The following is a 13,821-nucleotide window of genomic DNA, read 5'->3' as shown; positions in this document are numbered from 1 at the left end:
GGCCTGCGAACGAGCGATGGGCAAGAACTCACCGAGCAGTTCCGCAGCCACGTCGGCGACTACGCCGAACGGCCTCATACCGTTTCCCCCGGAATGCGGCATCGATCGACGGGCGAGGTGCCGGATTCGCGCTGGCGTCAAAGGGATGAGATCAAGGCAGACCTGCACCGATTCACCGAGGTCGACGCGAACGTCACCGAGCGCGTTCGCCAGTGTCTGGAGTGGATCGTCCGGCCGGATCGGCAAGGCGGACAACGGAAGGTGCGCAGGCCGCGCGAGGACGAGCTCGGCTCGGGCCACGTGAACGCCCGGCGAGAGCGGCTGGAGATGCACGGCGGGTTCTCCTCCCACGAACGGTTTGCATCATCAGTCATGGGAGACATCAGCGGGTTTTGATGCAGCCGAGCACGGGGGCTACTTTTCCTTTCCGAGCGGCATGTGGATACACTCGCTGACAGAACATCGGCAAAATCTGCAAGTTGCAGATGTTCCTGGACGCACATCCATCCCGAGGAGCATTCAGTGGCCCAGAAAGTCCTCGTCGAGATCCTCGACGACATCGACGGCAGCGCCGCCACTCAGACCGTGCAGTTCGGTCTCGACGGCGTGACCTACGAGATCGACCTCTCGGACGACAACGCCGCCGCCCTGCGCGACGAACTCGCCCGCTACATCGGCGCCGGCCGCCGCATCGGCGGCCGCAAGGTCCGCGTCGCCACCGGCCAGTCGACCACCACCAACGCGTCCGACCGCGAGCGCAACCAGCAGATCCGCGCTTGGGCCAACGCGAACGGCTACGAGGTCTCCGAGCGGGGACGGCTCTCCTCCGAGGTGGTCTCCGCCTTCGAGCAGGCTCAGGTCGCCGAGACGGAAGCCCCGGCGCCGCGGAAGCGTTCTTCGCGCAAGAAGTCCGCCGCCTGACCTGATCACGATGGGCTGGAGATCACTGGGGAGAGATCACCGCTGTCGTCCCGTCGGCGGCGAGGAGACATCACCCTCGCCGCCGACAGAGGACACTTCGCCCTTGAACGCCCCCCGGCGGATCTCGACGTCGGGCTAAACAAGCTTGCTATGCACGCCGGTCACCGACTCACGACTGCGTCGACGCGTTCTCGACGTCCGTCTCGGTGAAGCCCTGCATGCTCAGCGAATTCCAGGCGAAGAAGGCCGTCCCCTGACCTGACCACTATGGCCAAGAGCTCACGGGGGAGATAACAGCTGTGATCCCGTCGGCAGAGCACAGCCCAATGCCGACTCGCTGAGCGTTGAACGAGTCTGCCGAATCGGCGCCCATCACACTCATACCTGCGTATCAAGTTGTTGAATCGGTTCAGCGCCATGACCGGACAACGCATGGGTGACCCATGACACTTGCGGAGTGTAATCGATCAGCTATGGTGAGTTGATATGACCTGAACGAGGGTGGGGAGGCCCCGTGGGGAATGGCTTCAAGGTCGCGCTCGACGAGCTGCAGCGCGTCGGTGACAGCGCTCTTCCTGCGTTGCGGGACATCATGGCAGCTCAACTTCCGGTGTTGAACGCGCATGAAGGTCTTGCCGGGCCTGGCTCCTTCGGTGCCGTCAACGATTTTCAGTTGAGCTACGCACGTTTCACCGACGAAATCGCCGCCAGGCAGAAGCACGGCGTCCAAGTAGTTGATGCCACCGCGGACGCTGCCAAAGCCATCGTCGCGCTCTACCGCCGCGCCGACGGGCAGGGGTAGCCGTGGGCGACTGGAAAACCGACGACGAAGTGCGCTCCGCCGCCGACCGGGCCGCCCGGCGGCTCATCGATCTCTTCGATCACGAGCAGCCCGACGGAAAGTGGCTGGGCTCACCGGAGACCTACCCCGGAGGGGGCGGCGCGGTCCTGCTCCGCGGGCTGCTCGACGACGCTGACAAGGTCATCAGCCTCGATCCACAGAAGATCATCGACGAGTTCGAGCGGATGAAGAAGGTCGGCCGCGCCCTGGACCAGGAAACCTCGGCCGATATCATCGACGCCTTCCGCACGATCGACTATTCGGTCCAGGACTGGGAGGGTGGCGGCGCTGACGCCTTCCGGCGCCAGGTCTCGATGATCCAGGCCTTCCTGGGCCAGCAAGCTGGCTACCTCGTCAAGACCGTCGAGTCGCTCGCGATCCTGCTGGCCGCCTCCGTACAAGCGCGGCGGGACTACATCGCGGCAGCGGACGCCACCAGCGCCGCGGTCGCCAAGGCACTGCAGCAGCACGCCGACGCCGACACGAAGATCGCGATCTCCGTCGGTGCGAGCGTCGTCTCGGCGGTCCTGGGCGTCGCCACCGGTGGTGCCTGGTTCACCGCCAGCGCCGGCGTCGTCATCGGTGCATCGTCCGCAGGGCTGCAGCTGGCGGTCGACGGCGACAAGTTCGCCGACGTCGCCTCCGGCTACAAGGCAGCCAAAAATCAAGTGCTGACCACCTATCAGGACATCATCGCTACTGCGCTGGGCAAGGCGCAGGAAGCCGAACGAGACCTGCTCGGCGAGAAGAACGAGCTGTTCGCGCCGATGCCGCCGAGCATCAACGTGACCTCACCGAGCTTCCACTACGCAGACTTCTCCTCCACCGACCGGCCGGTCGCGGAATTCGATTCCAAGGTGGACCAGGAACACCGAAAACTGATCGACCAGCACGGCCCGGCAAGTGTCACTGCGCCAGCCACTCCGATTCAGAGGCGCCTTGATGGCTGACACGATCCGCCGAGCCGCGGTCTGCGGCGTAGCGATCGCCATGACCGCTACCGCCTGTACCGGCCCCGACGCGTCACCTCCGACGACGTCGGCGACGGCACCTCCGATAACGGCCGCTCCGCTGGACGTCACTGCTTACCTCACGAAACCCTGCGCAGCGGTGCCCACTGACCTCGCCAAACAGCTCGGCCTCCCCCATCGCAACGATGCCCACGAGACCGTCCTGGTCGGCGCTGGCGACCAATCAGAATGCCGGCTGTCCAGCGGACCACCGCTGTCCGCAGCCGCGGAAGTCCGCTTTTACCCCAAGGCGCGCCCGCTACCGCTCATCACCGGCCCCGGCAGTCAAGTCAAACCCACGACTGTGGTCGGCTACCCGGCCGGAGAATGGGTGCTCAGCAAGGGAGAGGGCGGTAGCTTCACGTCCTGTCAGGTGATCGTCGACGTCGCGTCCAGCCAAGGCCTCGCGACGCTGTACAACGGCCCGAGCGGCGAACCGGTCACCGCTACCTGCGCCAAAGCGACGCAGCTCGTCGAGGGCGTGCTCACGACCTTGCTCCGCTGACGGCGTCATAAGCCTGCGAACGTCTTGTTCAGCGTCGAGACGAATTCTTTGGCGCCCGCCGGAATCAGAACCACGTTGCCTTCGGAGTCAGGGTAGACGAGTACTCGGCCCGACTCCTCGAGATCGATCGCGGTGATCGGCATGCTCCGGTGCCGTTCGCCGGCCGAGTCACGGCGGGCGACATAAATCTGGTGGACTGCGTGCCGCGGCCGCCGCATCACGTCGTCGAGGTAGCCGGCTTCCTCGCCGTTCGCGTCGTCCGGCAACCCGCCATCGCCGTCCTGCGCGACCTTCGTCACGACTGTGGGCAAGACCTTCGCGGCGGGCACATCGGGCAACGTGTCCAGCAGTGCGGTCGCGAGCCACTTGTCTCGCACAGGATCGAGGGATACGACGTTGTCATCGATGATCGCCCGGACGGCGTCGCCGTTGCGCGACGCCAGGAGGACCGCGCAGGAGCGTCCGTCGGCGAAGTTGCTGAACGCGTAGTACTCGCGACCGGCACCGGCGAGAACGGCCGCCGTCGACCGCCACAGCCCGCTCAGCCGCTTGTTGCGGGCCAAGCCGAGATCAGTCAAGGCCGCAATCGCCCTGATCTCGAGCTCCCGGCGACCGTCCGTGGTGATCCAGTTGTGCAGGCTGGTACCGAACGCGGGCGGTAGCTCGCTCGTCTCGACCATGCTCCACGCGGTCAAGAAAGCGAGCTTGGGCAGGACAATGGGTCGGTCGATGACGGCCACGACACACTCCGTGATGCAGGACGACAGGCGGGGAAGGCCAATGCCGGTTACACCCGAAGCGCGTCAGGTTCCGATGGTCGGGGGGACCGGCATGAAGCCGGTGCGCGGATCGACAAGCCCGTCCTCGACGTCGGCGAATACGCTGCCGTCGTCTCGTACGTACTTGCGCTCGTGTTCCCCATCTTCCTCAGCCGGACGTGAGTAACCCGCAGGGCCGATGCCGGCAGATCCCGTCCCCGCCCGTCCGGCGCCGGGACCGGTGCTGGTAACCCGGCCGCCCGCGCTCGGCAGCCGGTGAGGCGGCGCGCTGCCCACCTCCCCTGTACCGGCTCGCGGCGGCGTACCCGCATTCGGCGCCGAGGAGAGCGGCGAGTACGAGAACCCGGCGAGTCTCCGACCGTCCGAGTCGGAAAGGGGACTGCCCACGGCCTGTCCGAACTGCGACATCGACGGCAGGCCGCTGAGCGTCTGCCCATCCCGCACCCCGGTCGTCGTGGTCACGCCTGCGGGTTCTGAACGGTCAGTCTCCGCTCCGGGCCCCGACGTGCCGACGGGTACGCGGGCATCGCTTCCAGGATGTTCTTCGGTAGTTCTCGGAGTGCCATCGAGAGGCAGTTGCCGGTCCGACGAGGTGGTATCGCCATCGTCCCGCCGTAGCTCGATCGAGCGTTCGTCCTGGGCAGCAGTCACGCGGTGCGCGTCGGCCGGTTTCATGTCCTCCGAGACGGAGGCCGCGGCAAGGCTGAGTGGGCCGTAATCGCCGGACAGGCCTTGTCCTTGCCCTTCCAGGTGCGCGACATAGGCGTTGTAAATCTCGAGGTTCTTCCGCGCCTTCGCGTTGTAGGCCGCGATGGCGTCCTCGGTGTCGGTGTTCCAGGGGGTCGCGACGTCGAAGAACGACTTGTCCGGGCGTTCGCCCATCGGTTCCATGGAGCGTTTCGCCAGCTCGAAGCCATACGCGGCGTCGGTGACGTTGCTGCCGTTCGATCCCAGCGTCTTCGCAGCGCGCTCGATCAGATCGCTGAAAGCTTTGGTGCGTTGCTTCGCGGTTTCGGCTCCCCTGCCGGTCCAGGTCGGCTCGAGGTTGTTCAGCATCGTGGTCAGGTCCGCGGCGATTTCGTGGTGTGCCGCGGCGACGTCGCCGGACCCGATTCCGCTCGTGGTCCAGCTGGAGCTGTTGCCGGCCATGACGTGGCTGACGACAGCGGGAACCGGCATCGCCTGAACGCCGACGTTGCCGGCGAAGAGGTCGTCGGCCCATTCGACGGCATCCTGCACAGTGTGCACGAGCGCGGAGCCTGCTTCCTCGGCATTTCGGAGGGTGTTGTGCGCGGCCGGCCCCAGTTGGTCGAAGGGAAACATCAGGAACCTGCCTTCGCTCTCAGTGTCGTGACTGTCATGTCAGCGATCTGAGGGATCAGGCTGCATGCGTCTTCGGTGTTGCGCTTGCTCGCGCCCAAGGTAAGGCTCACGTCGATCGACATGCTGTCGGCGAGACCGATGCTCGCCTGGCAGAAGCCGACGGGTATTTCGCCGCCTTTGGTTCCTGCGTGCGCGACCGCTGGGAAGCCTTGGATGTCCGGGAGCACGCGCCACACAGCCGATTGGGGCTGCGTGTTGGCGTAAACCCCGCTGAGTCCGACGTGGGTGTTGACGGTATAGGAAATCCCGACGGCGCCCCCGGTACTGTGATTGGACCACGCACAGGCCGGACCGGTCAGAGCCAGATCTTCGCGTTTGCCGGTGACGCTGGCCCCGACGGCCGCGATGACTTGCTCCGGGGTGAGAGCGTCGGCGCACGGATCGCCGGAAAGCACCGACACCGGCAAAGGATCACTGACTTTGGGGGCACCGGCAAAAGGTAAACCGGGCGCCGACGCGTTCTTACCAGCCGGCGCCGGAAGTGCGTTCCCTGCGACTTCGGTGCTGTCCGGCACTGAACAACTGCATGCCAGACCAGCGACGCCCAACGCGACGACAACATGCTGCCAGCGATTCATCCCGCCACGCCCCCGTTCGGCGAGCCGAGTTCACGAGCGGCTTCGCCGTCGCGGTCACCGAGCTGACGCAAGGCAACCTGGATCTTCGCGATCAGTTCGTGCAGGTAATCGGCCTCGGCGTTGACGTGATCGCCGGCCGCGTCGAAAACGCCGTGCCCGCTGGCCAGCCGAGCGTTGTAGGCGATGCTGGCCGGGTCGTGCGCGGCGGGTTTGACCTGCTTCAGAATTTCGGTTTGCCGTTGAACCTGCTGAAGCTTGTCGAGCGCGTTGAGCGCCTGCGCGAGAACCGTCTTCGCCTCTCCCGGCGACAAGCTGAACCCCGCGGCCGACGCAGTCGCATCATGGGCGGCGGTGTTGTCCTGCACCTGTACGTCGACACCCGCCAGCCACGGATCGACGTCTGTGTGTGGTTGTGCCACGGCCGCGTGAACCCCTCCCGCTCAGCGCTGCGTGTCCTCGATCCCCTGCTCCCGACGGCTGGCGATCGGCTTGGCTGACTCGTCGGGCCGGTCAAAAGTGATCGGCCCGACCGATCAGCCGCACTGGTCACCGTAACTGATCAATTACAACCTGCGCACGAGAACTAGGCGATTTCCGGATTGCAAGATGCTTTCGTGATCACCCGACAGGAGGGTGGACAGATTGATCGGAGGACAGATTGCCCAGGTCGGCGCAGCATTCTTCGACTGTTGACGACCCGCCTACAAGTACTGGACAAAACGTTGACAGCTTGCCAGCCCAGCAGCAGAACTCGCGCACTGTCAACAGGCTCGGACACGCGCGGGCAAATGCATGTGCATTTCCGTCAGGTTCAGGGGCGCCGTAACAGGCCTACGGATGCTCGGCGAAAGCCGAGGAGGGGTCACCCTCGTCGCCAATAGAGGACACTTCACCCCCGCACTTCGTTCGCCGAATCTCGACGTCGGGATAGACGAGCTTGTTGAGCACGCCGGTCACAGACTCACGCCCCTCCACGCTCATCACCATCTTCCCGAACTCGGAATCCGTGCTGAACCGGATCCGCACCCCCACGACCGACTTCGGCACCCACCCCCGCACCGGCCGCACGCGCCCCAGCTGATGCGCGAAGGCGAGCACGGCTTGCGGCGACGGATCGAAGGTCGCCGTCGGCAGCAACTCGAACCGGACACGGGAGCGGAGGTGGCGGGAACGAAGGTGTCGGTGGAGGACGAAGACCGCGATCAGGATCGCGACCGCAGCGGTGGTCACCCACCAGAACGCGCCGCTCGTGAGTACGTCGCCCAGACGGAGCGCCTTCGGCGCACTGTTCCCCAGCATGACCTGGCGGCCATGCGTGCCGGGGAACATGTCGGCATTCGGAGCCAGGCCGAAAAAGAGCGTCCGATCAGCGTGTAGGCGCTCTTGGCCGGAACGCGCGTACGCGCCGCCAACGCAAGCTCCAACGCTTGCCCTGTCCCAGTCAGTCGACACCACGGCTGCCCGCCTTCCCACTCGCTCCCCGACATGCCACAAGACAGGTTGTTCATCCACGAACTTCCATGCGCGACCTGAGGCGCCGCCGGCCGTTGCGTCGAGCCAAGCCGAGCATCCGGCAAGATGCGGTCATGAGACTTCCTCGGCTGGCTCGCGGCGTTCGAACTCAGCTGCGACGTCCCTGGCTGATCGCAGCGGCGTCACTCGTCGGTGCAATCGGCTTCGTGCTCCTCGTTCTTGGCCCGATGTCTTGGTGGCTGACTACTGACGCAGCGCGAGGCTTGCGAGGTAAGGATCAAGCTGATGCGATCAACACCGTCAGGCAAACGGTCTTACTGGCTTTCGCTGGAGCAGCGACATTGAGCGGCGCGGCTTTCACGGCCCGCTCGTATGCGCTGACCCGCCGCGGACAGGTCACCGAGCGCTTCCACAAGGCCACCGCCCAGCTCGGCGCGCCGACGTTGGAGGAGCGTTTGGGCGGCATCTATGCACTCGAACAAGTGATGAGGGAGTCACCCAAGGACCACGCAGCGGTCCTCGAACTTCTGTGTACCTTTGTCCGAGCGCACTCGTCAGGACGAACCTTCTATGGCGACGGCGAACCCGCCCCGCCGTGGCAATGGTCCGATCAGACGCCATATCCGCCTGACGCCAAGGCCCTGGCCGAAGACATCCAGGCCATCATCATCGTCATCGCACGACGTCCCGACCGGCCAGAACACCACCGGCCGATGCTGCTCGGCGCTTCACTCCTCCGCCTCTCGGCACGCCACCACGAATTCGACACCCATCTCGGCTTTCCTGGGTGTATCTGACCGAAGCCGATCTACGGGGAGCCGATCTCACCATGAGCATGCTCAACTTCGCAGATCTAGGGGGTCGACTGCGTAGAGATGTAAAGCTCCGTCAGGTGCGCGGCCGACGCCCGCATTTCCTTCGTCTCGCGGGGCACAAGAGCCTTCGAGCCCTCCGCCTCGCCGAGCTCAACCATCGCTCATCGCCGTCGCGCCCGGATCGGGCCCCGGCGTCGCCGAACATGCCCTTGAGCTTGTGCTCGTGCGCCTGGCCGGCCCTGACGTAGGCGCCGGCCGCGTCGAACAGGCGACGGGAGAGCTGCCGGTCGTCCTTCATCAAGTTCTCGACGCCGAGCGCCCAGCGGGTCGTGAACGACTCGCACGAGTCGGCCAGCTTGGTACCCGATGAACTTTCGGTCGCAGTCGATGTTCTCGATCTGCAGCTTGTCGAGGTCGCCGGGCAGATCGGACAGCCCGAGCCCGGTGTTGTTCAGCGCCTCGACATCGACAGCGAAGCCGTCTGGCATCGCACCCTTCCCGTTGATGACCAAGATCGGCGCCCACCCTACGGATCAGGTCAGGCATCGCCTGCGACACCCGGCAAACACCACCCGTTCGGTGTAGCGATTGTTATCTGTATGGTCAATGTTTTCGGCGCTAACCAGCGTCGCACCGCGTCGTCATAGGCGGACAGCACAGCGTGCATTGATCTGATGGGAGGGCAAGCAGCAGATAATCGAGTGATCGACAACCTGGGTTGGTGGATCAAGATCGCTCGACTGAGGCGCGATGACGGAGACCACTTCGGCGACCTGTAGACTTCCTACACCTACCGCATTAATTGACCAACTTCGCTTATCGCTCCGAAGGCAGTCTTTCATGATCACTACGCAGTAGTCATCGTCGCCACCGAAAGTGCCCCTGAATAAAAAGGTCACGTCTTGGCTCGGCCTCATCGCTGACCTTATTGCCATCGTCGTGTTTTTCTTCGACAGTTTTCAAAAGTTGGCGCTTGTCATCGGTGTTATTGCACTCGCGTTGGGCATCTTCGCTATATGGAACCGCTGGGGCGCCCTGTTATCTGGTCCTTCCATGGTCGGGGCCATTGTGGTGATTGTTCTCAGTCCTGCTGTAATTGCCCTTTCGGCCGTGGCGCTGACATCCTCAACAGCCGATACCAACCGTGCAACCAATGTGTCATCTAACCCAATTCCCGAAAAGACTGCGCCAATATCGCCTGCTTCGACTTCAAGTGATATTCCGTCGTCTACTTCTGAAACTTCATCGCCGTCCTCGCAAACGACCGAGCCCAGAGAAACATCTCTTACTCAGTTCGCTCCTGTTGGCGGCAACAAAATCAAACAAGGCATCGTAAACCTTGGCGGCAAAGAGTACGAAGACGCGATCCAGCAAAACCCAAGATTATGCGGGAGCACGGTAGTTGACTACGACCTAGGGGGTGACTGGAGCACATTTGACGCAATGGTTGGACTGTGGGATAACTACAAAGAGACCGGCATGAAGTGGACCTTTGCCGCGTACTCCGTTGAAGCCGATAGGTCGCGTCCATTGTTCAAGAAAATAATTGGATTCAATCAAGTCGAAGAACTCAAGAATCTTCCCGTTAAGAACGTTCTGAGGCTCCGGCTCAGTGTTGAGTGGGTCACTACAAACAACGAACCGTTATGGTGCCATAATCTCGACTCTTTCGATGCAGTATGGGCTAATCCTATACTGCGAAAATAAGTGTGGCATGGCCACAGCCTAGTCACGTCCATACTTTGCACTCGCGCAAATCGACGAGGTCAGCGCCGCGGCGTAGTCTGACAGCGAAGTCAGGAGCAATCATCCTCGCCGCATTCACGAACATTCATGAAAGACAAAGCGCCGCTAGTGTAAACCCAGGTTGCGACAGCCCTGCCGGTCGGGCAGCACTCTGCATCGTCAGGTCGAAAAACAAGCTCATCAGACGTTATAGTTGATGGACTTATTTGCAGTTTATCGACAATGCCGACCCTGTTATAGCTGGTTTGCTGTTGAAAGCGCGCATTGACAGCGCCCATAAAAGTCGGTGTGCCAGTATGGCCAGTGAAGACCAAGAATGCTTGATCAAGTAGTACTTTTCCTTCTGTGGGGTAGCATGCGATCTTAACGGCGATCTCGTCGGCTCCGTCGCCGTCCAGATCGCCTTTAATAGTCTCTAAATCTACTCGGATTTCCGCGAGCACACCCTCGGACTTGAAATCCTTCATGTGGCCTAGATCGATTGGCGTTGAAGCACCACACGTTCCAGTTGGGGCGACTAAGCCACTCAATCCAGTGAGAGACCTTGGTGCATGGATGGGCATTGGAACCTCGCCGCTACCAGTCTGTGTCCGCGCAGGCCGGAGTAGGAAGAGTATGCCGCCTAGCGTCGCGCACAAGCCTAATACCGCTATCACAATCGAGATCCGACGCTTTCTTCCGGATTGCGATCGCCATACTGTAAGGACCATGGCAAGTAGGATAAGACCGACGGTACTCAATGCCGCGAGCAGCCACCACGGCGTACTGGTGGTACTCATTGCTGGCTGATTGCCAACTGGATCAGCACTCGTAGAGGCGGCCGGTGACTGTTCGGCCGAAAACGCCGTGATGATGGGGATTTCGTAGCTCCAACTCGCGCCCGAGAGGTGGAGTATATGTAACCCTGGCGAAGTGCCCGTTGCCACGTCAAATGACGGCGGCTGGGTCGCATCACCTGCATAGATGTCGGTTAGTAGTCGATTATCTAGTCTGACTTGCCACTGCTTCGGGAGACAATTTATGGTTCCGCAAGGAAAGCTAATAGGCGATGTGACGATAGGGTTGAACCACTCAATCCTGCTGCCATCAGGGTTGTCTTGGTTATCGGTCAAGGTTTTGTACCGAAGATGACCAACTTCGCTCCAATTCCCGTTATCGGAGCGACACTCGACACTTGCGACCGTTTCTTGCGCGGTGGCAGATTGTCCCGGGAGGCTAATCACAAGGTCGTCAGGGGACGCGTAGGCGACATGAGGCTGCCGCATTGAACCTCCGTGAGAGATTCGTCCGGTCTCGTATATGGCGAAGTTGTTTATCTTCACGCGTACACCGCGAGAGCGTGAATCGTCGGGACCAGATACGCCACTCGGTAACTTGCAGGGTAAGGCGTCTCGCACCACGAGGTAGGAGTACGCGTAAAGTGCGCGGTGTTCTGGATAAATCTCGATTGTTGTGCCAGCTGGGCCGGCAGCTATCGCCATGGCGATGAATGTAGCGGTGAGCATCTAATACCCTACGGCGTGCATTTTGGCGTGGAGCGCGGCCAAGCGAGGCGACTGCTTTGTTGCGCGAGCAGAGACGGCGGCGTCGACCAAGCCGCGAGCGGCCTTCAGGCATGTGGGAGAGCCACCGAGGCCATTATTTGTACCAGACAAGGCGCCTATCAACCGGTCGTCGTCTTCTTTAGTTCCTGGCGTCATCAACATGATGTCATTCGCGCGAAGTGTTTCACCAGACTGCATGCGGATAAGTAGGTCAATGTGAAAAATATTGGCGAGCGCATTTTCGGGCATACTGACAGGACCGACTGAAACGGCAAACTCGTCTTTACGATTTCCTTCGACCTCGAAAAACTTAGACTGACCGAAGGACTGGCCATGCACGTTCCTATCGGTTGGGATCTTAATGTCGAACTTAGCAGTGGCCTTAAGTTCGCCAGCGCCGCAGGCGCGTAGAGTATAGACCGTGCGAACCTCTGCGTCGACTCGCGTGATCAAGGCCGACTGACCATGTAGATTTTCTACCACGACATCTACGGCGGCCGCAGGAATTAGCGAATTGGTGGTATGCTCACCTTGGTGCTCGGTTAACTCCATAGGAATTTTGTCGAGAGTCGTCGCTTCGTATGATACTACGTTTACCGCAGGAGTTAATGACGTATCGAGAGCAGTGGCGTCTTGTTTGTAGCCGGCCGTCGAGACGATGATTGAAACTAGCGCCAGCACTAAACCCGCTATGGTTGTCAGGGCGATAAAAATCTGTGAATTATACCACTTGAGTGGAGGTGGAGGAGCGCTGCGAGGCGCCTTACGCTTACGTCTCCTTGACATCGTCCCGCGTCCCCTCCTGCGTCGACTCTACCTCCGCGTAGGAGTCGGAAACCTCGGTGATGTCGTTACATGATGTGCACGAACGGCGACCCTTGGCTTCCCGTAGGTCGTCCCGCTCCATTGACTGGCTGGCTCACTGCTGCCGGACTCCGGCGGATTGAGGGACGACCTAGAGCGCCAGCTCAGGGTCTACCAGCCGCACGCGTAAGCCTCCCGGCCATCCACTCGTTTGGCCTCGGCTGTCGCGTGCGGGTGGCCGAGGAATGCCTTGAAGCTCTTACAACCGTATCGATCCTTGGGTCGCAGCTCGTCTTCGTGCATGTTCGGTGCAGCAGGGAGACCAAGACGGGTTGATACGCCCTGCGCCGACACCGAAGCCCTCTGGTCAGATCGGCTGACCCGCGAGGAGCAGGACTGTCTGACACAACGACTGCCAGCCTGCGGTCCCTCAGAGTGTCGGCCGAGAAGCGCCGAAGGCCTTCCCGATTTTGTCAACTCGAACTGGCTTGCCGAAGTCCGGCGCGTTGATCATCGAATCGTTCGAGAGTACGAGCCCGACGTGGACGATCCGGCTCGAGCTGATTCCGAAGAAAACCAGGTCACCTGGCAGGAGGCGGTCGGTCGCAACCCGTGGTCCAGCGATGTACTGGGTCTGTGCTGTACGCGGTAGTTCGATTCCAGCGGCGGCGTAAGCGGCCTTGGTTAGGCCTGAGCAGTCGAAGCCCCGATCGCCGTTGGCAGGGCCGTCGCCACCCCACACGTAAGGTAGGCCCAGTTGATCGCAGGCAAACGTGATCGCAGTTTGGGCAGCGCCGTTCGGGGCTTGCACCGCGCCGCAGCTGTACTTCTGTGCCTGCGCGAGGACCTTCTTCACGTACCACTCGGCGTGGTTGTAGGCGAAAATCGCGGCGTGCAGGTCGTGGCCGTCGCGGGCGCCGGAGTCGCAGAGGTAGGTCGTGGCAGCGTAGATCGCGTCGTGTGGGTTGTACCGGGACGGCGGGTGCACGCCGCCGGGCGGAGGTGGGTGGCGGGCGACAACGCTGTCGAACGTCGGCTGGAGGAACTGCATGGGGCCGCCGGCTTTGGCGCTGTTCTCCCCGTTGTGGACGCCAGGCAGCGGGGAGCGACCGTGGTCGGTCTCGATCTTGCCGATGGCGGCGAGGATCGTCCAATCGAGCCCGGGGCAGGTTTGGGCGGCTTGGCGGTAGAGGACGAGGTAGTCGGCTGGGATGTCTCCCACCGGCCCACCGCTCGGTGCGGACGCCGAGCTCGTGTCGCTTGCCCCGGCGAGCGTCGCAAGCAGGACCACCACGATCAACACACAGATCACAGGCGGCCCGAACAGCAGCAGCGCTGCAACACAGCCCCAACGGCCGGGGTGCTCCCGGAGCTGGTCTCGTGCGGTCTCAGCGACTCGCAGGGCAAGCAGCGGGTTCATCG

17 protein-coding genes are annotated in these 13,821 nt (G+C 62.2%); 9 read left to right on the top strand and 8 right to left on the bottom strand.

The window, feature by feature from the left end; translation table 11 throughout:
• Positions 1–93 precede the first annotated feature (93 nt).
• The 5 genes from ACLJPY_RS49065 to ACLJPY_RS49045 all read left to right on the top strand — a co-directional run bounded on the left by ACLJPY_RS49065 (position 94) and on the right by ACLJPY_RS49045 (position 3,277).
• Positions 94–396, top strand: a complete 303-nt coding sequence (locus tag ACLJPY_RS49065) for a hypothetical protein (protein WP_410597897.1) — start codon at positions 94–96, stop codon at positions 394–396.
• A gap of 126 nt (positions 397–522) precedes the next feature.
• Entirely contained in the window at positions 523–921 is a 399-nt protein-coding gene (locus ACLJPY_RS49060; protein WP_410597896.1) for a histone-like nucleoid-structuring protein Lsr2, read from the top strand.
• 514 nt (positions 922–1,435) lie between these two features.
• The gene (locus ACLJPY_RS49055) at positions 1,436–1,723 is read left to right on the top strand and encodes a hypothetical protein (RefSeq protein WP_410597895.1); all 288 of its coding nucleotides are present in this window, start codon (positions 1,436–1,438) and stop codon (positions 1,721–1,723) included.
• Positions 1,724–1,725: 2 nt separating this feature from the next.
• Positions 1,726–2,712: a hypothetical protein gene (locus tag ACLJPY_RS49050; protein WP_410597894.1), complete on the top strand. Its 987-nt coding sequence runs from the start codon at positions 1,726–1,728 to the stop codon at positions 2,710–2,712.
• Positions 2,705–3,277: a DUF3558 family protein gene (locus tag ACLJPY_RS49045; protein ID WP_410597893.1), complete on the top strand. Its 573-nt coding sequence runs from the start codon at positions 2,705–2,707 to the stop codon at positions 3,275–3,277. The genes ACLJPY_RS49050 and ACLJPY_RS49045 overlap by 8 nt, the downstream gene beginning before the upstream one ends.
• A 5-nt stretch (positions 3,278–3,282) precedes the next feature.
• Here ACLJPY_RS49045 and ACLJPY_RS49040 read toward each other — a convergent pair whose 3' ends face one another.
• From ACLJPY_RS49040 to ACLJPY_RS49020, 5 genes are all read right to left on the bottom strand, one after another.
• Complete coding sequence (locus ACLJPY_RS49040) at positions 3,283–4,017, bottom strand: ESX secretion-associated protein EspG (protein WP_410597892.1); 735 nt, start codon at positions 4,015–4,017, stop codon at positions 3,283–3,285.
• Between the two features lie 63 nt (positions 4,018–4,080).
• A complete protein-coding gene (locus ACLJPY_RS49035; protein WP_410597891.1) occupies positions 4,081–5,379 on the bottom strand; it encodes a hypothetical protein in 1,299 nt (432 codons plus the stop codon).
• Complete coding sequence (locus tag ACLJPY_RS49030) at positions 5,379–5,954, bottom strand: DUF3558 domain-containing protein (RefSeq protein ID WP_410597890.1); 576 nt, start codon at positions 5,952–5,954, stop codon at positions 5,379–5,381. The genes ACLJPY_RS49035 and ACLJPY_RS49030 overlap by 1 nt, the downstream gene beginning before the upstream one ends.
• A 59-nt stretch (positions 5,955–6,013) precedes the next feature.
• The gene (locus ACLJPY_RS49025) at positions 6,014–6,436 is read right to left on the bottom strand and encodes a hypothetical protein (RefSeq protein ID WP_410597889.1); all 423 of its coding nucleotides are present in this window, start codon (positions 6,434–6,436) and stop codon (positions 6,014–6,016) included.
• Between the two features lie 412 nt (positions 6,437–6,848).
• On the bottom strand, positions 6,849–7,346 hold the full coding sequence (locus ACLJPY_RS49020) for a hypothetical protein (RefSeq protein ID WP_410597888.1): 498 nt from the start codon (positions 7,344–7,346) through the stop codon (positions 6,849–6,851).
• A gap of 257 nt (positions 7,347–7,603) precedes the next feature.
• Here ACLJPY_RS49020 and ACLJPY_RS49015 point away from each other — a divergent pair, with 257 nt between their 5' ends.
• The 4 genes from ACLJPY_RS49015 (at position 7,604) to ACLJPY_RS49000 (ending at position 10,012) form a co-directional block, all read left to right on the top strand.
• On the top strand, positions 7,604–8,287 hold the full coding sequence (locus ACLJPY_RS49015; protein ID WP_410597887.1) for a hypothetical protein: 684 nt from the start codon (positions 7,604–7,606) through the stop codon (positions 8,285–8,287).
• Positions 8,278–8,553: a hypothetical protein gene (locus ACLJPY_RS49010; RefSeq protein WP_410597886.1), complete on the top strand. Its 276-nt coding sequence runs from the start codon at positions 8,278–8,280 to the stop codon at positions 8,551–8,553. The genes ACLJPY_RS49015 and ACLJPY_RS49010 overlap by 10 nt, the downstream gene beginning before the upstream one ends.
• Positions 8,554–8,634: 81 nt before the next feature.
• Positions 8,635–8,952 (top strand): hypothetical protein, encoded by a 318-nt coding sequence (locus ACLJPY_RS49005; protein ID WP_410597885.1) that lies wholly within the window; start codon positions 8,635–8,637, stop codon positions 8,950–8,952.
• A 229-nt stretch (positions 8,953–9,181) separates the two neighbouring features.
• Positions 9,182–10,012 carry an NPCBM/NEW2 domain-containing protein gene (locus ACLJPY_RS49000; protein ID WP_410597884.1) on the top strand — a complete coding sequence of 277 codons (831 nt, stop codon included), beginning with the start codon at positions 9,182–9,184 and terminating at the stop codon, positions 10,010–10,012.
• 89 nt (positions 10,013–10,101) lie between these two features.
• Here the strand turns inward: ACLJPY_RS49000 and ACLJPY_RS48995 are convergent, their stop codons facing one another.
• From ACLJPY_RS48995 to ACLJPY_RS48985, 3 genes are all read right to left on the bottom strand, one after another.
• Positions 10,102–10,518 (bottom strand): hypothetical protein, encoded by a 417-nt coding sequence (locus ACLJPY_RS48995; protein ID WP_410597883.1) that lies wholly within the window; start codon positions 10,516–10,518, stop codon positions 10,102–10,104.
• A 1,038-nt stretch (positions 10,519–11,556) separates the two neighbouring features.
• The gene (locus tag ACLJPY_RS48990) at positions 11,557–12,276 is read right to left on the bottom strand and encodes a hypothetical protein (protein ID WP_410597882.1); all 720 of its coding nucleotides are present in this window, start codon (positions 12,274–12,276) and stop codon (positions 11,557–11,559) included.
• A gap of 553 nt (positions 12,277–12,829) precedes the next feature.
• Positions 12,830–13,819 (bottom strand): C40 family peptidase, encoded by a 990-nt coding sequence (locus ACLJPY_RS48985; RefSeq protein WP_410597881.1) that lies wholly within the window; start codon positions 13,817–13,819, stop codon positions 12,830–12,832.
• Positions 13,820–13,821: the final 2 nt, after the last annotated feature.

Origin of the sequence: Amycolatopsis sp. lyj-23 (assembly GCF_046549135.1) — a bacterium.
In the GTDB taxonomy this organism is placed as follows: Bacteria; Actinomycetota; Actinomycetes; order Mycobacteriales; family Pseudonocardiaceae; genus Amycolatopsis.
This window is presented reverse-complemented; position numbering and strand designations above follow the sequence as displayed.

Excerpts from the sequence above, each read along its gene's own strand:
- ACLJPY_RS49065 (WP_410597897.1), top strand. The coding sequence starts at position 94 with ATGCGGCATCGATCGACGGGCGAGGTGCCGGATTCGCGCTGGCGTCAA.
- ACLJPY_RS49045 (WP_410597893.1), top strand. The coding sequence starts at position 2,705 with ATGGCTGACACGATCCGCCGAGCCGCGGTCTGCGGCGTAGCGATCGCC.
- ACLJPY_RS49035 (WP_410597891.1), bottom strand. The coding sequence starts at position 5,379 with ATGTTTCCCTTCGACCAACTGGGGCCGGCCGCGCACAACACCCTCCGA.
- ACLJPY_RS49020 (WP_410597888.1), bottom strand. The coding sequence starts at position 7,346 with ATGTTCCCCGGCACGCATGGCCGCCAGGTCATGCTGGGGAACAGTGCG.
- ACLJPY_RS49015 (WP_410597887.1), top strand. The coding sequence starts at position 7,604 with ATGAGACTTCCTCGGCTGGCTCGCGGCGTTCGAACTCAGCTGCGACGT.
- ACLJPY_RS48995 (WP_410597883.1), bottom strand. The coding sequence starts at position 10,518 with ATGAAGGATTTCAAGTCCGAGGGTGTGCTCGCGGAAATCCGAGTAGAT.
- ACLJPY_RS48985 (WP_410597881.1), bottom strand. The coding sequence starts at position 13,819 with ATGAACCCGCTGCTTGCCCTGCGAGTCGCTGAGACCGCACGAGACCAG.